We start from the raw sequence: 16,541 nt of genomic DNA on the forward strand, positions 1-16,541 counted from the left end.
CCCGCCCGGCCCGGGGCGGGCACTGCCCTCGACCGGCCCGGAGCGACGCGCACTGCCCGACACACAGCAGGGCATGCGCCGCCGCAATCTCTCGCGGGTGATGCACACCGTCAGCGCCGAGGGACCGCTGTCCCGGGCCGCCGTCGCCTCCCGCATCGGCCTGACCAGGGCGGCGGTGTCCACCCTGGTGGACGAACTCGTCCGCTCGGGCCTGCTGGAGGAACTGGGCCCCGAGCGGCCCGGACGCGTGGGCCGGCCCGGCTCGGCACTCGCCGTCAGCGGGCGCGGTCCGGCCGGGATCGGCGCCGAGGTCGGCGTCGACCATCTCGCGGTCTGCGCGGTCGACCTGCGCGGAGAGGTCCGGACGCGGGCCGTGCGCCACGTCCCGAACCGCGGGCGCTCCCCCGGGAGCGTGAGCGAGGAGCTGACCTCGCTGCTGCTCCGGGTCGTCGGCGCGATCGAGGCCGAGGGCCTGTGGCCGGCCGGGCTGACCGTGGCCGTACCGGGCCTGGTGGCACGCGACGCCCGCACTGTCGTCCGCGCGCCGAACCTGGGCTGGCACGACACCGACCTCGGCGCCCTGCTCTCGGCACGGTTCCCGCTGACCGTGGCCAACGAGGCCAACTGCGGCGCGCTGGCCGAGCTCTGGCTCGGCAAGGACGCCCCGCGCGACTTCCTCCATGTGTCGGCCGAGATCGGCATCGGCGCCGCGGTGGTCGTGGAGGGGCGACTGCTGCTCGGAAACCGGGGCTTCGCGGGCGAGTTGGGCCATGTACCGGTCCGGCCCGACGGCCCCGAGTGCGCGTGCGGCGGCCGCGGCTGCCTGGAGCAGTACGCCGGCGAGGAGGCCCTGCTGCGCGCCGCCGGCCTGGAGCCCGGCGAGGACCGCGTGGGCCTGCTCGCGGGCCGCGCCGAGCAGGGCGACCCCGCCGTACGACGTGCCCTGCACGACGCGGGAACGGCGTTGGGCATCGCGCTGACCGGGGCGGTCAATCTCCTGGACCCCGAGGGCGTCGTCCTGGGCGGCGCGCTGTCCGGGCTCGCCCCCTGGCTGCTGCCGTCGCTCCGCTCGGAACTGGCGCGGCGCACGGCGGGCCCGGCCTGCCCCGTCTCGGTGTCCGCCCTGGGCCCCGAGGGCCCCCTGCTGGGCGCGGCCCACTCGGTGGTCCGGGGAGTCCTGGACGACCCCGCGTCCGTCGCCGAACGGGCTTGAGCCGAGCTGTCCGGCCGCCCCGGCCGTTCGGTCTGCCGTGGGGCGTGGTGGCCGGTTGCCGCCGCCGGGGTGGGGTGAGGGGAACGTCGATGCGGCCGGTGGCCTCGCGGCTAATCCCCGCCGCCTCCGCCGCCGCCTCCGTCACCACCACCGCCGTCACCGCCACCACCGTCGCCGCTCCCGCCGTCGCCCCCGTCCGAGCCCCAGCCGTCGCCGCCGCCGGGCTCGTTGTCGTCCCTCCCCCTGCCGAGGTTGCTGAACCAGGGACGGTCCCACGACGCGTCATCGGCGTCGGCCGGTTCATATCCGTCCCCCGGGCGGTGCTTTGACCGGAACCGGGCCGAACCGGTCGTGTCCCCCAGCCCGAAGGCGACGGCGAAGACCTGTGCCATGACGGCGTCCAGCGGGTCGGGGCTCTCGTACCGCACGGGGGCCAACGGCAGCAGCACCGTGTCCTGCTCCGGCCAACGCGAAGGACGTGTCAGGAGAGCCGCACGCCGTTCGTCGCGCAGGAGCCACGAACTCTCCGCGTTCTTCCTCGACAGCACCCAGTGCCGGTCGGGCAGTCGTACTTCCACGGAACTCTTGGACTTGCGCAGTTTCTTCCGGAGAACCAGCTCCGCGGCAACGTCGCCGACGGTCAGCCGAAGGCCCTTGTCCGGTTCGGGGCTGTCGGGGTGGAACCCGCGCGGCGCCCGGATCCGCACCACGGGAGCGCCCGGCCCCCACACGTCCACGCGCACCAGCCGTCGGTCCACGGCGACGGTGACCGGCCCGGCGGGCCCTTGCGCGAACCGCCGCGCGATCCACAGCGGCACACCCTCGGCACGGGCCCGGTCCGCCAGCGCGGTCACCTGGTCGGGCCCTCCACACCGTTCGACCGCCAGTTCCCCCAGGGCGCGGGCGAACTCCGCGGCCTGTCGTGCCTTCAACGGCGTGGTCGTGCCGGTGACCCGTGTCACCGGCACGACCCCGGCCCCTTCCGGCAGCCACTCCAAGGGGCGTTCCGTCCCGCCGCCTCCGAGCCAGAATCCGCGGCGGAACGCCTCGGCCATGGCGCCGAGGTTCAGCTCGCCCAACGGCGTGATCCTGCCGCCCCTGCGCAACCGGTCCCCGGTCAGTTCCACGGTCCGTGCCAGCGGATTCCTCGACCGCTCGCCGTAGAACACCTGGCTCACCACGGCCCCGCCCCCATGTCTGTGCGGCCGGCTCGGCCGGCCGTTCCCGTTACTTGCTGACAGCGAACCGCATCAGGGCATGCTCGTCACCCTGCTTGACCTTGCCCGTCACATTGATCACCTCGAGCTTCCACGTGCCACCGACCCGGATCGCCTTGGCCACGGCGCAGCAGTTGTCCTGGGTGAGCATGCTCGGCCAGATGTCGGCGACCTGCTGGGTGCTGCCCCCGGTGGCGTCGTAGACCTTGAAACTGATGTTGCGCGCCTTCTGGAAGGCGCTGCCCTTCTTGTACGCGGCGGCGACGAACACGATCGACGTGATGTTGGACGGGACCCGGGCGAACTCGACGGTCACCGTCTCGTCGTCCCCGTCGCCGTGTCCCGTCTGGTTGTCTCCGCTGTGGATCAGCGAGCCGTTGCCCAGCGGGTCGAGCGAGTCGAGACCCGCGAGGCGCACCGGGTCCCCGCCCTGCATCGCAATGGCGATCAGGTCGAGGTCCGTGCCGGTCTTGCGGCGCATCTTGCCCAGCACCCCGCCGCTGCTGCCGGCGGTCGGGTCCCAGGAGGCTCCGATGGACAGGTGGGTCACTCCGTCCAGGTCCGCCGGGCCGTCTTCCTTCGTGAGCGTGATCATGAGCAGGTCATCCTTCATCAAGACGGACTACAACACGCAAAGTGTGCCCGATGCCCTGTCCGCCTTCTGTGACCGGCCCCTGCGACCGGCCCCGAGGAGGGAAGGCGGGGCCCCTGCCGACAGGCCCGCCGCCGGCACTCTCACGCCGGCCGCGCCTCGAGTTCCGCACGGTCGAGGGCGGGCCGGCCGCCGCTCGGTTTCGACCCGTCCTTGTCGCACACGAGAACGGAGGCTCCGCGCACGGCCGTGAGGTGACTTCCCGTCATGATGCGATCATGCGTGAGTGATACATCGCCTCACTGATCGATTACGAAACACCCAACCACTGGTTGCCGCACGGTGAGCAGGTCACTATGAGGCCATGACACCGGCGCAGCAAGCCATGGAGCGACTTCGGGCCTGGCCTGATCTCACCGCCTGCAAGGCAGGGTGCGGTACCGGACAGGCCCTCCGTTTCGCCCGCGAAGAGGTCGTCCACTTCCACACGGGACGGGATGTCGACCTCCACCTGACCCGCCGCGCCATCCAGCGCTTCCGCTACGACCTGAGCGCCTCGACCGCGATCCAACTGGTCCCGGGTTCCCACTGGGTGACGGTTCATCTGGACTGCGCCACCGACATCGACCTGCTGCTGACCCTGGTGAGCGTCGCTCTCAAGGCCCACCAGGCCGCCCCTCTCCCCTCCCTCGCGCCGGCGTCCTCCGGATGCAATTTCCACCGGGTCACGGTGCTGCCGCGCGACCCGGTGACCGAACACTGAGAAGACACCCCGGCCCCGCCCCTCGGCCGGTCAGGAACCTCCGGCGCCGGCGGCCCCGGACCTCCTCACGGCCGCAGACCGCTGACGATGTCCGCCGCCACCGTCAGGCCGCTGTGGATGGCGGGGGCGATACCCGATCCGGCCAGACAGAACCCGAGCAGCAGGCAGACGATCCCGTGGGAGAGCTTGAGTCCGCCGTTGCGCAGGAAGATCACCGCCAGGATCGCGAGCAGCAGCACCACAGAGATGGAAATGGCCATCGTCAACCTCCTCCGCCACGTCCGCTTCGCGGCGTTCGGCCGCAAGTGTGGCGTAGCAGGGGGTTCGTCCGGGCGGCTGAGCTGTCCTCCGAACGTGTGGTGTCTACGACTTACCGCGGGCGGTGGGCGTCGAGGAAGGATTCCAGCCCTGCGAGGTCGTCGGTGTTGAGCCGGTCGACGTCCGCGGCGACCAGTTCGCCCCACAGGGCGTCCCGGGCGGGGCCCGGCAGGTCGGGGGTGGCCCAGAACCGCACCGCCTGGCCGCGTCCGTGCGCGGCGCCCACGATGTCGTGCAGCTTCCGCCGCTCGGCGGCGGGGAACGCGCCGACGCCCTGCCAGGTGAAGTGGAGCGTCCAGTTGTCGCTGATCAGCGGGATCAGGGAAGAGCGGGCCGGGCCGCCGAGGTCGGCCAGTCGGCCGTCGTAGAAGGCGTGCCGTACCCGCTGGGCCTCCATGGGGGTGCGGGCGGCGCGGTCGCCGGAGATGACGGCGGTGACCGGACCGGGCAGCACCCGGCCGCCCGCGTAGGTGGTGAACAGGTGCCGGTACCGCCGGAGATGGCGGTGGAGCTCGAGGTAGGTGGGCGCGCCCTCGGTCTTGATGTCGATGAGCAGCTGGAGCGGGGTGCGGTGCCACCGGTACACCGACCCGTGGTGGGCCCGCACACGGGCGGTGAGGGGGTCGAGGTAGAGGGACTCGAGAGTGCGGGACGGGTCGAGGTCCTCGGGATCGTGGGCGACGAGGAGTCGGTCGCCGACGAGGTGGATGTCGGCCTCGACGCTGCCGAAGCGGTGGTCGAGGGCGTCGAGGAGGGGACGCGGGTGCTCGTAGTCGTTGTGGGCGTGGGCTCGCCACAACGGCCGCGGATGGTGCCGGTGTTCACCGGCCAGCGCCTGGGTGGCCGGCAGGACGAACGAGGCCGCGAGGGCGCTGCCGAGGGTGGTGAGGGCTCTGCGACGGGTGGTGAGGGCCATGCTCCGCCTCCCTGGAACGGCGTACGGGGACCTCTGGAGTATGAGGTCCGCGCAGGCCCAAGGAGCAGTGCCGTGACGCGAGTTGTCCGATCCGCCGTCGCACGTTCACCTCGCGGGAAGCCGGCCGCACGGGAGAGCCCGCCGTGACGGCGGGCTCTCGTGCAGGACGCTCTGCCGGGTACGAGTACCGGTACTCGGCGCATTCGACTGTGCGGACAGGTGTATGACGCTACGTCAGGGTGCCTGCAGGTCGACGAGTCCGGCCAGCGCCTCGCGGTGGGCGCCCGCCGTACCGTAGGCGATCGAGTCGGCCTTGGCCCGCTTCAGATACAGGTGGACCGGATGCTCCCAGGTCATCCCGATGCCGCCGTGCAGTTGCAGCGCCTCCTCGGCGGCGCGCACGGCGACTTGGCCCGCATAGGCCTGCGCGACGGCGACGGCGACGGCCGCATCGGCGTCGTCGCCCGCGGCCGCCGGGTCGGCGGCCAGCGCGTCCGCCGCGTTGCGGGCCGCCGCACGGAGGTTGACGACCTCGAGCCACAGCTGGGCGAGCCGGTGCTTGAGCGCCTGGAAACCGCCCACCGGCCGGTTGAACTGCCTTCGATCCTTCAGATAACGGACGGTCTCCGCCAACGACCATTCGGCCAGACCGAGTTGTTCCGAAGCCAGCAGCCCGGCACCCGCGCGCAGAGCCCGTCGTACGGCGGGTCCGGCGTCGCCCACCCGGTGCCCCGGGGCGCCGTCCAGGACGACGCGGGCGAGGGGGCGGGTCAGGTCCAGGGACGTCTGCCCGGTGACCGTGACGCCGACGGCGTCCGCCTCGACGGCGTACAGCCCGCCGTCGTCCGCCGGGACGAGCAGCACGTCGGCCGCGTCCGCGTCCGCGATGCCGGTCAGCTCGCCGTGCAGGACGCCGTCCGCCGCACGGGCGGCGGGAAAGAACGCCCCCGGGGCGGTGTGCAGAGGAACGGCAAGGGCGCCGATCCGGCGCGCGGATGCCAGCGAGGCCAGTACCTCGCCCCCGTCGGCACAGGCCAGCAGCGCCTCGGTGGCCACGACGGCGCTGGTCAGATAGGGCACCGGGGCGACGGCCCGCCCCAGCTCCTCGAGGACGACCGCGGCCTCCCGGTGCGTGGCGCCCTGGCCGCCGCGGCCCTCGGGCACCAGCAGCCCGGCGAGGCCCATGCCGTCGGCGAGCGCCTTCCACAGTGAGAGGTCGTGCGGGGCGTCCGACTCGGTGCGGGAGATCACCCGGGCCGCGTCGCAGTGGTCGGTGAGCAGGTCCCGGACGGCGGCGCGCAGCGCCTCTTCCTCCTCCGAGTAGAGGAGATCGGGCTGGGCGCTCACCGGACTCGCCGGGCCGGCCCCCGTCCCGCTCGTCGAGTTCGTCGGGCTCGTCGTGCTCATCGGGCCAGGTCCTTCCAGGCGACGTCCTTGTCGGTACGCGGCTCGGCCGGGAGGCCCAGGACGCGCTCGGCGACGATGTTCAGCAGGACCTCGCTGGTCCCGCCCTCGATGCTGTTGCCCTTGGAACGGAGGTAGCGGTAACCGGCCTCGCGACCGGTGAAGTCGACCAGTTCGGGGCGCCGCATGGTCCAATCGTCGTACAACAGGCCCTCGGCTCCGAGGAGTTCCACCTCCAAGCCGCTGATCTGCTGGTTGAGGCGGGCGAAGCCCAGCTTCATCCCGGCGCCCTCCGGGCCCGGCTGGCCCGCGACGAGCTGCTGGCGCAGGCGTTCGCCGGCGAGCCGGGCGACCTCGGCCTCCACCCAGAGCCCGAGCAGACGCTGGTGCAGGTCGTGGGTGCGCAGTTCGGGACGTTCGCGCCAGGTCCTCGCGACCGGGCCGATCATGCCGCCCTCACGGGGCAGCCGCATGCCGCCGATGGCCACGCGCTCGTTGTTGAGCGTGGTCTGCGCGACCCGCCAGCCGTCGCCGACCTCGCCGAGCCGGTGGGAGTCGGGGATGCGGACGCCGGTGAGGAAGACCTCGTTGAACTCGGCCTCACCGGTGATCTGGCGCAGCGGCCGTACCTCGACTCCGGGGTCGGTCATGTCGCAGACGAAGTAGGTGATGCCCCGGTGCTTGGGCACGTCCGGGTCGGTGCGGGCGATGAGGATGGCCCAGCGGGCGGCATGGGCGCTGGAGGTCCACACCTTCTGCCCGTCGACCACCCAGCCGTCCCCGTCCACGCGGACCGCCCGGGTGCCCAGGGCCGCCAGGTCGGACCCGGCGCCCGGCTCGCTGAACAGCTGGCACCAGACCTCCTCCCCGGTCCACAGCGGCCGCAGGAAGCGTCGCCGCTGCTCCTCCGTGCCGTACTGCAGGATCGTCGGCGCGGCCATGCCCAGGCCGATGCCGATGCGCCGCGGGTCGTTGTCGGGCGCCCCGGCGGCCTCCAGTCCGGCGTCCACGACGGCCTGGAGGGATCGCGGGGCGCCGAGTCCGCCGAGCCCTTCGGGGTAGTGCACCCAGGCGAGTCCCGCGTCGAAGCGGGCCCGCAGCAAGTCGAGGCGTGCGGTGGTGGCGGGCGGGTGCGCGGCCAGCAACTCCTGGGTGCGCCGCCTCAGTTCGGCTGCGTCGGTCATGCTACGGCTCCGTTCTCCGCCGCGGGCAGCACGGCGACGCGTCCGGTGGTGACGCCGTCCGCGACCCGCTGCACGGCGTCGGCGGCACCGGACAGCGGCACGCGCTCGCTGACCAGCGGCTTGACGGCGCCCCGGGCGGCCAGCTCCAGAAGCTGCTCGTGGCAGTGCTGGACCAGCTTCGGGTTCCTGGTGTTGTAGAGGCCCCAGTGCAGGCCGAGAACCGAGTAGTTCTTCACCAGGGCGTGGTTCAGCGCCGGGCTGGGAATCGCACCGCTCGCGAAGCCGACGACCACGATCCGGCCCTCGAAGGCCACGACCTTGGCGGACTGGGCGTAGGCCTCTCCGCCGACCGGGTCGTAGACCACGTCGGCGCCCCGGCCGCCGGTGGCCTCCTTCACCGCGGCGATGACGTCCTGCTCACGCCGGTCGATCACCACGTCGCAGCCCAGTTCGCGGGCGACGGAGACCTTCGCCCCGCCGCCGACCACGCCGATGACGGTGGCGCCGGCGGCCTTGCCGAGCTGCACGGCCGCGCTGCCGACCCCTCCCGCGGCGGCGTGCACGAGCAGCGTCTCGCCGGCCTCCAGGCCGGCCCGGCGGTGCAGCCCGAACCAGCCGGTCTGGTAGCCGATGTGCAGGGCGGCGGCCTCGGCGTCGTCCAGCGCGTCCGGGGCGGAGCGCAGTCCGGCGGCGTCCGCGACGGCGTACTCGGCGAAACCGCCGTACGGCAGCGCGGGGTTGGCGAGCACCCGGCGCCCGTCCTCGGTCTCACCGCAGATCTCCACGCCCGGGGTGAACGGCAGCGGCGGCCTGACCTGGTACTGGCCCCGGCACATCAGCGCGTCCGGGAAGTTGATGTTCGCGGCACGCACCTTCAGCAGGACCTGGCCCTCACCGGGCGTGGGCCGCTCCACGTCCGCGAGGCTCATCACCTCGCCCGGCTCGCCGGTCTCGTGCACCTGCCATGCCTGCATGCGGAGCCTCCACGGGGCTGTGAACGTCGGGGTCCCCTGACCGGGTCCACCGCATACTAAGCGGTCGCTTGCTTCCAGGGAACCGTCTCGCGCGTCACGGCCTCCCGCGCCCCGGTCCGCCAGGGGGGCGCCCCGCCCCTCAGGACCGCTTGGGACGTGCCCGTACGTGCATCCGCTCCCCCTGCGGACCGAACAGGCTGAGGAACTCCACCGGCCCCTCCCCCGTCGACCCGAAGGCGTGCGGCACGCGCGTGTCGAACTCCGCCGCCTCCCCCGCCGTCAGCACCACGTCGTGCTCGCCCAGCACCAGCCGCAGCTTGCCGGACAGCACGTACAGCCACTCGTAACCCTCGTGCGTGCGGGGCTCCGGCTCGAACGTGCGCTGCGGTTCGAGCACCTTGTAGGCCTGGAGTCCGCCGGGCTGGCGGGTGAGCGGCCAGTGGGTGCGTCCGCAGTGCTGGAACGGCTTGGAGCGGATGCGCGGATCGCCGACCGGCGGCGCACCCACCAGTTCGTCCAGCGGCACCTGGTGGGCCCGCGCGATCGGCAGCAGCAGTTCGAGGCTGGGTTTGCGCAGCCCGGACTCCAGCCGCGAGAGGGTGCTCACGGAGATGCCGGTCGCCCCGGACAGCCCCGCGAGGGTCACCTCCCGCTCCTTCCGGATCCGTCGCAGCCGGGGACCCACATCCGCGAGAACGTCGTCGGTAGTCATACGGATATTGCAGGATCGGCAAAGGCATTTGTCAATCCGGTAGTACTCGGGCGACGGTCGACGTGGAGGTGGTCACCATGACCGGGAAGAGCGGGAAGACCCGCGGAGGACGCGCGCACGGAACCGGAGGGACGGACGGCACCGGCACCGGCTACGACGTGGTGGTGGTCGGAGGTGGCGCGGCCGGGCTGTCCGCCGCGCTGGTGCTCGGCCGGGCCCGGCTGCGGACCCTGGTCGTCGACGCGGGCGAACCGCGCAACGCGCCCTCGTCCCACATGCAGGGGTACCTGTCGCGGGACGGGATGTCACCGGCCGCGTTCCTGGCCGCCGGCCGTGAGGAGATCGCGGGCTACGGCGTCGAACTGCTCACGGGCCGGGTGACGGACGTGACCCGGAACGGTGCCGGCACCGGTGACGCGGGGTTCGCCGTCCTGCTGGACGACGGCCGGGCCGTCCGCGCGCGGCGGCTGATCGTCGCCACCGGGCTGAAGGACGAACTGCCCGCTGTCCCCGGGGTCGCCGAACGGTTCGGACGGGACGTGCTGCACTGCCCGTTCTGCCACGGCTGGGAGGTCCGCGACCAGCCGTTCGGGGTGCTCGCCTCCAGCGCCATGAGTGTGCACCAGGCGCTGATGGTGTCCCGGTGGTCCAAGGACGTCACCTTCTTCCTGCACACGGTCGCCGAGGAGGAGCTGTCCGACCAGGACCTGCGCCGGCTGGCCGCGGCCGGTGTCGGTGTGGTGCCCGGCGAGGTCGCGGAACTGGTGGTCGAGGACGACCGGCTCACCGGCGTCCGCCTGACCGACGGCTCCGTCCACGCCCGCTCCGTGCTGTACGTCGGGCCGCGCCCCGTGCCGCGGACGGGTCTGCTGGAGCGGCTCGGCGCCGAACTGTCCGAAACCCCGTTCGGCGCCTACCCGGTCGTGGACCCGACGGGCCTGACCTCGGTGCCGGGCGTCTGGGCGGCGGGCAACGCGGTCGGCTTCGCCGAACAGGTCGTCCACGCGGCGAGCGGGGGCTACCGGGCGGCGGCCGCGATCGTCGGGGATCTGCTGATGGCGGACCTGGACGCCGCGGTGGCCGCGTGATCCGCGGCCGCTTCGGCGACCCGGGTGTGGAACGCCGGACCCCGTAGCACCATGGCTGCATGCTGCTGTCCCGACTGGCCCGTGTGTCGCAGGAGGTCGCCGCCACCTCGGCGCGGTCCCGGAAGATCGCGCTGCTCGCGGAGCTGTTCCGGGACGCGGAGACGGCCGACGTCCCCGTCGTCATCCCGTATCTGGCGGGCCGGCTGCCGCAGGGCCGGATCGGCGTGGGCTGGAAGACCCTGAGCCGGCCGGTCGCCCCGGCGGAGCGGGCGACCTTGACCGTCCGCGCCGTCGACGCCCTGCTCGGCCGGCTCGCCGGGGTGTCCGGCCCCGGTTCGCAGGCCGAGCGGGCCCTGCTGGTCGGGGAGCTGCTGGGCGCGGCGACCGAGGACGAGCAGCGGTTCCTGTGGGGCCTGCTCAGCGGCGAGGTCCGGCAGGGGGCCCTGGACGCGGTCGCCGTGGAGGGGCTGGCGCGGGCGACCGGGGCGCCGGCGGCGGAGGTGCGGCGGGCGGTGATGCTGGCGGGATCGCTGCAGGCCGTGGCCGGTGCACTGCTGGCGGACGGCCCCGAGGCATTGGGGCGGTTCCGTTTCACCGTGGGGCGCCCCGTGCTGCCGATGCTGGCGCACAGCGCCTCCTCGGTCGCCGAGGCGGTGGAGAAACTGGGGGCGGCGGCGGTCGAGGAGAAACTGGACGGCATCCGCGTCCAGGTGCACCGCGACGGCGAGACGGTGCGCGTGCACACCCGCACCCTGGACGACATCACCGACCGGCTGCCCGAAGTGACGGCGGCGGCAAGGGCGTTGCCGGGCGAGCGGTTCGTCCTGGACGGCGAGGTCGTCTCGTTCGACGAGCGGCAGCGGCCCCGTTCGTTCCAGGAGATCTCCGGGCGGGTCGGCTCCCGGGTGGACGTGGCCACGGCCGCCCGGGACGTGCCCGTCTCCGCCGTCTTCTTCGACGCGCTGTCCGTCGACGGCCGTGACCTGCTGGATCTTCCCTTCGCCGACCGGCACGCGGAACTGGCCCGGCTGGTGCCGCAGGCCATGCGGGTACGGAGCACCAGGGTGTCCGGACCCCGGGACGTGCGGACGGCGGAGGACTTCCTCGCCGGGGCGCTGGCGCGCGGTCACGAGGGAGTCGTGGTCAAGGGGCTCGACGCCCCCTACAGCGCCGGGCGGCGCGGTGCGTCCTGGCTGAAGGTGAAGCCCGTGCACACGCTCGACCTGGTGGTGCTCGCGGCCGAATGGGGCCACGGGCGCCGTACCGGCAAGCTGTCCAACCTGCACCTGGGCGCCCGCACCGCCGACGGCGGCTTCGTGATGCTCGGCAAGACCTTCAAGGGGATGACCGACGCCATGCTGACATGGCAGACCGAACGGCTGCTCGAACTGGCCACCGGACCCGGCACCGGCGGAGGCGACACGAACGCGTACGTCGTCACCGTGCGCCCGGAACTCGTCGTGGAGATCGCCTACGACGGTCTCCAGCGCTCCACCCGCTACCCGGCCGGTGTCACCCTGCGCTTCGCCCGGGTGGTCCGCTACCGCGAGGACAAGAGCCCGGCCGAGGCGGACACGGTGGAGACCCTGCTCGCCGCTCACCCGGAGACAGGCCCGTGAGGGTCGCCCGAAGCGCCGGCCTGCTGGTGTTCCGGCACACCGATCACGGGCTCGAGGTGTTGCTCGGTCATATGGGCGGCCCGTTCTTCGCCCGCCGGGACGCCGGCGCGTGGACCGTGCCGAAGGGCGAGTACGACGCCGGTGAGACGGCCTGGGACGCGGCGCGCCGGGAGTTCGAGGAGGAGCTGGGCCTGCCGCCGCCCGACGGGGAGGCCGTGCCGCTCGGCGAGGTCCGGCAGTCGGGCGGCAAGACCGTCACGGCCTGGGCCGTCGAGGGCGACCTCGACCCGGCGGCCGTCGTGCCCGGCACCTTCCGGATGGAGTGGCCGCCGAAGTCGGGCCGGATGCAGGAGTTCCCAGAGCTGGACCGGGTGCAGTGGCTCGCCCTGGACCGGGCGCGGGAACTGGTCGTCTCCGCCCAGGCGGCGTTTCTCGACCGCTTGGCGGAGCACTCACGCTGAGGAACCCTTCCGCGTTGCGACGCCCACCGTTGCGCGGGAGGGTCGACATGCACGCTCCGTCCCCAGGGAGGCCAGCCATGCCCATCGCAACGGTGAATCCGGCGAACGGCGAGACGCTCAGGACCTACGAGGCCATGGGCGAGGAGGAGACCGAGCGCCGGCTCCAGCTCGCGGAGGCCACGTTCCGCACGTACCGGACGACGACCGTCGAGGAGCGCGCCCGTCTGCTGCACCGGGCCGCCGACCTCCTCGACGAGGACCGGCGGAGCATCGCCGAGGTGATGACCACAGAGATGGGCAAGCCCGTGGGGCAGGCCCGTGCGGAGGCCGCCAAGTGCGCCAAGGCGATGCGCTGGTACGCCGACCACGCCGCGGACCTTCTCGCCGACGAGGAGCCCGACCCGTCCGACGTCAAGGACTCCGGCGCCTCCCGGGTCCTGGTGCGCTACCGGCCGCTCGGCCCGGTGCTCGCCGTCATGCCGTGGAACTTCCCGCTGTGGCAGGTCGTACGGTTCGCCGCCCCCGCGCTGATGGCCGGCAACGTGGGCCTGCTCAAGCACGCCTCGAACGTGCCGCAGACCGCCCTGTACCTGGAGGACCTGTTCCACCGGGCGGGCTTCCCCGAGGGCTGTTTCCAGACCCTGCTCATCGGCTCCGCCGCGGTCGACGACATCCTGCGGGACGAGCGGGTCAGGGCGGCCACCCTCACCGGCAGTGAGCCCGCGGGACGCGCGGTGGCCGCCACCGCCGGGGAGATGATCAAGAAGACGGTGCTGGAGCTGGGCGGCAGCGACCCGTTCGTCGTCATGCCCTCCGCCGACCTGGACCGGGCCGCCGAGGTCGCGGTCACCGCGCGGGTGCAGAACACCGGGCAGTCCTGTATCGCCGCCAAGCGGTTCATCGTGCACACCGACGTCTACGACGCGTTCGCCGAACGCTTCACCCGGGGCATGCGGGCACTGACGACCGGCGACCCCATGGACGAGGACACGGATGTCGGCCCGCTCGCCAGCGAGCAGGGCCGAAAGGACCTGGTCGAACTGGTCGACGACGCCGTACGGTCCGGGGCGCGCGTGCTGTGCGGCGGCGAACTCCCCGACGGGCCCGGCTGGTACTACCCGCCGACCGTCCTGACCGGGATCACCCGCGACATGCGCGTCCACCGGGAGGAGGCCTTCGGGCCGGTCGCCACGCTGTACCGGGCGGCGGACCTGGACGAGGCGGTGCTGATCGCCAACGACTCCTCGTTCGGTCTGAGTTCCAACGTGTGGACGCGCGACGAGGCCGAGGTCGGCCGGTTCGTCCGGGACCTGGAGGCGGGCGGCGTCTTCGTGAACGGGATGACGGCGTCCCATCCGGCGCTCCCGTTCGGCGGGGTCAAGCGGTCCGGGTACGGGCGTGAGCTGTCCGGGCACGGAATCCGCGAGTTCTGCAACATCACCACGGTTTGGCACGGTGCGTGACGCTCCCGCGGCTACGATCCGGTCTGTGAACCGCGAAGTGACTCTGCCTCTGATCGTCGACCACCGCGGTACCTTGCAGGTCTCCGCGGCGGACGTGAGCAAATTGCTGCGCACGATGGGCGGACGGTGGCTGCATCTCGTCGAGTCCGGCGACGAGCGGCTCGACGAGGACACGGTCGCCGCGCTCACCATCGAACTGGCGAAGCTGGCCGACCGGATCGACGTGGCGTGCATCGCCCACAGCAGCGGGAGCAGGGCCTGATACCCGCCCTGGAGAAGCGCGGGCGGCGATCCGCCGGCCGCGTGCTCAGACCGGACGGAGCAGCGTCCTCCAGAACAGCGCCTCGTAGCTCTGCAGCAGGTGGCCGTACCCCCGCGCCAGGCTCTCGTCGAGGAGGCCCGTGTCCAGGCCGTCCTGGACCGCTTCGGCCGCCGTCCGGTCCAGGCCGGGGGCCGGTTCGGCGAAGAGGTCGAAGAACCCGCAGGCCTCGTCGGTGAAGCCGTAGTGGGTGCGCAGCGCCTCGGCGATGGTGGCGCAGTAGCCGCCCCAGGCCGAGAAGTTGGCGGTCACCGAGAGGACGGCGTCCGCCGGTGCCGCGTTGAGGGCCAGCCAGGCGACGTAGGCGGGGTAGGCCTGGCAGCCCGGCAGGGGGCCGTACGCCGCCGCCCGCTCCCGGTCCACGCCGCAGGCCGCGGCGAAGGCGTCCAGCCGTGCCGCCGCCAGGTCCTCGCCCTCGGCCAGGGTGGTGAAGTACGCGGCGGCCCGCGGCTGGTCCGCGGAGCGGTCCGCCAGGTGCTGGAACGCGCGGCGGTCGGCGGGGATCACCCAGCTCTGTTCCAGGGCGAGCGCGGCCAGGGTGTCCCGGCCGGCCTCACCGAGGGCGATCAGTGGTACGAGCGGGTTGGACCGGGGGTCCGGGGCCAGCTCCCGCGTGATCGTCTCCAGCAGTTCCCGGGCCGTGCGCGTCATCGCGGTCTCCGTCGCGTCGGTCGGCCGGTCCGTGGGGCGACCGGCTTCCCCACCATGGTCCCCCGAGATCCGGGCGGGCGTCACCCGCGGGGACCCGGCGGAGCGGCGGGCCGCCGGAGTGGTTCCACGCCGACGGCCCGCCGCTCCCCACCTCAGTTCCTTGCGGCGCCTAGCGGATGGGCATGCCGGACAGGGTGCGGGCGATGACCAGACGCTGGATCTCGCTCGTGCCCTCGAAGATGGTGTAGATCGCGGCGTCGCGGTGCATGCGCTCCACCGGGTACTCACGCGTGTAGCCGTTGCCGCCGAGGATCTGAATCGCCTGGGCGGTGACCTGCTTGGCGGTCTCGCTGGCGTACAGCTTGGACATCGAGCCCTCGGCCGCGGTGAACGGCTTGCCGTTCACCGCCATCCAGGAGGCACGCCACACCAGGAGGCGGGCGGCGTCGATCTGGGTGCGCATGTCGGCCAATTGGAAGGCGACGCCCTGGTTGTCGATGATCGGGCGGCCGAACTGCTCGCGGGTCTGCGCGTACTCCAGGGCGACCTCGTAGGCGGCGCGGGCGGTGCCGACCGCCATGGCGCCGACCGCCGGGCGGGAGGCCTCGAAGGTGGCCATCGCGGCGTTCTTCACCCTCTCCCCACCCTGCTCGGCACGCTCCCGGGCGCGGGCGAGGCGCTCGTCGAGCTTCTCCTTGCCCCCGAGCAGGCAGGAGCCGGGCACGCGGACGTTGTCCAGGATCACCTCGGCGGTGTGCGAGGCGCGGATGCCGTGCTTCTTGAACTTCTGGCCCTGGGAACAGCCGGGGGTGTTCGGCGGGACGATGAACGAGGCGTGGCCCTTGGAGCCGAGCTCCGGGTCGACGACCGCGACGACGACGTGGACGTTGGCGATGCCGCCGTTGGTCGCCCAGGTCTTGGTGCCGTTGATCACCCACTCGTCCTTGGCCTCGTCGTACACGGCACGCGTCCGCATGGAGGCGACGTCGGAGCCCGCGTCGGGCTCGGAGGAGCAGAAGGCGGCGACCTTGACGTCATTGACGTCGCCGTACATCTGGGGGATCCAGGTGCCGATCTGCTCCTCGGTGCCGTTGGCGAGGACACCGACGGCGGCGAGGCCGGTGCCGACGATCGACAGGGCGATGCCGGCGTCACCCCAGAACAGTTCCTCCATCGCCGTGGGGATGCCGAGGCCGGTGGCGTCGAAGTACTGCTGGGCGTAGAAGTCGAGTGAGTAGATGCCGACCTTGGCTGCCTCCTGGATGACCGGCCAGGGAGTCTCCTCGCGCTCGTCCCACTCGGCGGCCGCGGGGCGGATCACATCGGCGGCGAAGCCGTGGAGCCACTCCCGGACTTCCCTCTGTTCCTCGTTGAGCTCCATGGTGAACTCGGCCATGTCCCCTCCAGCGGCGACGCACGTGCATGTTACTTGCGGTAACCAAAGTCTGTTACCGGCTGGTAGGAAAAGTCAACTCCCCCGGGCCCCCGTCATCCCGTTCACCGCTGGTCACACCGTCAGTGTTAGTTTGCGCAGGCGTCACCGAATCAGCAGGGGTGGGGAGAGATCATGGACACCACACAGCGGACCGATCAGCAGAGGTCCGCCGACCGCCGCCGGCGCGAGCTGCTGGAGGCCGCCGACCGGGT

18 protein-coding genes and 1 pseudogene are annotated in these 16,541 nt (G+C 72.7%); 8 read left to right on the forward strand and 11 right to left on the reverse strand.

Annotated elements, in window-relative coordinates; genetic code table 11:
* Nucleotides 1-22 precede the first annotated feature (22 nt).
* On the forward strand, nt 23-1,213 hold the full coding sequence (locus AOK11_RS14605) for an ROK family transcriptional regulator (RefSeq protein WP_063793478.1): 1,191 nt from the start codon (nt 23-25) through the stop codon (nt 1,211-1,213).
* Between the two features lie 110 nt (nt 1,214-1,323).
* Here the strand turns inward: AOK11_RS14605 and AOK11_RS43430 are convergent, their stop codons facing one another.
* The 3 genes from AOK11_RS43430 to AOK11_RS46190 form a co-directional block, all read right to left on the reverse strand.
* Nucleotides 1,324-2,394: a hypothetical protein gene (locus AOK11_RS43430; RefSeq protein ID WP_240497346.1), complete on the reverse strand. Its 1,071-nt coding sequence runs from the start codon at nt 2,392-2,394 to the stop codon at nt 1,324-1,326.
* A 46-nt stretch (nt 2,395-2,440) separates the two neighbouring features.
* The gene (locus tag AOK11_RS14615; RefSeq protein WP_055594156.1) at nt 2,441-3,025 is read right to left on the reverse strand and encodes a TerD family protein; all 585 of its coding nucleotides are present in this window, start codon (nt 3,023-3,025) and stop codon (nt 2,441-2,443) included.
* A 140-nt stretch (nt 3,026-3,165) separates the two neighbouring features.
* A complete protein-coding gene (locus AOK11_RS46190) occupies nt 3,166-3,291 on the reverse strand; it encodes a hypothetical protein (protein ID WP_276204821.1) in 126 nt (41 codons plus the stop codon).
* Between the two features lie 95 nt (nt 3,292-3,386).
* On the opposite strand from AOK11_RS46190, the gene AOK11_RS14620 reads away from it, so the two are divergent.
* Nucleotides 3,387-3,785 carry a luciferase domain-containing protein gene (locus AOK11_RS14620; protein WP_055594142.1) on the forward strand — a complete coding sequence of 133 codons (399 nt, stop codon included), beginning with the start codon at nt 3,387-3,389 and terminating at the stop codon, nt 3,783-3,785.
* Between the two features lie 65 nt (nt 3,786-3,850).
* Here AOK11_RS14620 and AOK11_RS14625 read toward each other — a convergent pair whose 3' ends face one another.
* The 6 genes from AOK11_RS14625 to AOK11_RS14650 all read right to left on the reverse strand — a co-directional run bounded on the left by AOK11_RS14625 (nt 3,851) and on the right by AOK11_RS14650 (nt 9,293).
* Nucleotides 3,851-4,045: a hypothetical protein gene (locus tag AOK11_RS14625; RefSeq protein ID WP_055594143.1), complete on the reverse strand. Its 195-nt coding sequence runs from the start codon at nt 4,043-4,045 to the stop codon at nt 3,851-3,853.
* Between the two features lie 110 nt (nt 4,046-4,155).
* Entirely contained in the window at nt 4,156-5,019 is an 864-nt protein-coding gene (locus AOK11_RS14630) for a phosphatidylinositol-specific phospholipase C/glycerophosphodiester phosphodiesterase family protein (RefSeq protein WP_055594144.1), read from the reverse strand.
* Between the two features lie 234 nt (nt 5,020-5,253).
* A complete protein-coding gene (locus tag AOK11_RS14635) occupies nt 5,254-6,366 on the reverse strand; it encodes an acyl-CoA dehydrogenase family protein (RefSeq protein ID WP_055594157.1) in 1,113 nt (370 codons plus the stop codon).
* A gap of 56 nt (nt 6,367-6,422) precedes the next feature.
* The gene (locus AOK11_RS14640) at nt 6,423-7,607 is read right to left on the reverse strand and encodes an acyl-CoA dehydrogenase family protein (RefSeq protein WP_055594145.1); all 1,185 of its coding nucleotides are present in this window, start codon (nt 7,605-7,607) and stop codon (nt 6,423-6,425) included.
* Nucleotides 7,604-8,581: an NADPH:quinone oxidoreductase family protein gene (locus tag AOK11_RS14645; protein WP_055594146.1), complete on the reverse strand. Its 978-nt coding sequence runs from the start codon at nt 8,579-8,581 to the stop codon at nt 7,604-7,606. Before AOK11_RS14645 ends, AOK11_RS14640 begins: the two co-directional genes overlap by 4 nt.
* Before the next feature lie 139 nt (nt 8,582-8,720).
* Nucleotides 8,721-9,293 carry a helix-turn-helix domain-containing protein gene (locus tag AOK11_RS14650; RefSeq protein ID WP_055594147.1) on the reverse strand — a complete coding sequence of 191 codons (573 nt, stop codon included), beginning with the start codon at nt 9,291-9,293 and terminating at the stop codon, nt 8,721-8,723.
* A 62-nt stretch (nt 9,294-9,355) separates the two neighbouring features.
* Between AOK11_RS14650 and AOK11_RS14655 the strand changes: the two genes are divergently transcribed.
* The 5 genes from AOK11_RS14655 to AOK11_RS14675 all read left to right on the forward strand — a co-directional run bounded on the left by AOK11_RS14655 (nt 9,356) and on the right by AOK11_RS14675 (nt 14,186).
* The gene (locus AOK11_RS14655) at nt 9,356-10,381 is read left to right on the forward strand and encodes an NAD(P)/FAD-dependent oxidoreductase (RefSeq protein ID WP_420902987.1); all 1,026 of its coding nucleotides are present in this window, start codon (nt 9,356-9,358) and stop codon (nt 10,379-10,381) included.
* A 59-nt stretch (nt 10,382-10,440) separates the two neighbouring features.
* Entirely contained in the window at nt 10,441-12,000 is a 1,560-nt protein-coding gene (locus tag AOK11_RS14660; protein WP_055594148.1) for an ATP-dependent DNA ligase, read from the forward strand.
* Nucleotides 11,997-12,461, forward strand: coding sequence for an NUDIX hydrolase (locus AOK11_RS14665; RefSeq protein WP_055594149.1), 465 nt, complete (start codon nt 11,997-11,999; stop codon nt 12,459-12,461). The genes AOK11_RS14660 and AOK11_RS14665 overlap by 4 nt, the downstream gene beginning before the upstream one ends.
* Nucleotides 12,462-12,538: 77 nt before the next feature.
* Nucleotides 12,539-13,924 (forward strand): NADP-dependent succinic semialdehyde dehydrogenase, encoded by a 1,386-nt coding sequence (locus AOK11_RS14670; RefSeq protein ID WP_055594150.1) that lies wholly within the window; start codon nt 12,539-12,541, stop codon nt 13,922-13,924.
* Nucleotides 13,925-13,949: 25 nt separating this feature from the next.
* Nucleotides 13,950-14,186 (forward strand): DUF6213 family protein, encoded by a 237-nt coding sequence (locus tag AOK11_RS14675; protein WP_055594151.1) that lies wholly within the window; start codon nt 13,950-13,952, stop codon nt 14,184-14,186.
* A gap of 45 nt (nt 14,187-14,231) precedes the next feature.
* Here AOK11_RS14675 and AOK11_RS14680 read toward each other — a convergent pair whose 3' ends face one another.
* Nucleotides 14,232-14,894 carry a thiaminase II/PqqC family protein gene (locus tag AOK11_RS14680; protein WP_055594152.1) on the reverse strand — a complete coding sequence of 221 codons (663 nt, stop codon included), beginning with the start codon at nt 14,892-14,894 and terminating at the stop codon, nt 14,232-14,234.
* 169 nt (nt 14,895-15,063) lie between these two features.
* Entirely contained in the window at nt 15,064-16,290 is a 1,227-nt protein-coding gene (locus tag AOK11_RS14685) for an acyl-CoA dehydrogenase family protein (protein WP_055594153.1), read from the reverse strand.
* Nucleotides 16,291-16,461: 171 nt separating this feature from the next.
* On the opposite strand from AOK11_RS14685, the pseudogene AOK11_RS47000 reads away from it, so the two are divergent.
* A pseudogene (locus tag AOK11_RS47000) lies at nt 16,462-16,541 on the forward strand (TetR/AcrR family transcriptional regulator); the annotation flags it as partial.

The sequence above is a fragment of the Streptomyces hirsutus genome, assembly GCF_001418415.1.
In the GTDB taxonomy this organism is placed as follows: domain Bacteria; phylum Actinomycetota; class Actinomycetes; order Streptomycetales; family Streptomycetaceae; genus Streptomyces; species Streptomyces hirsutus.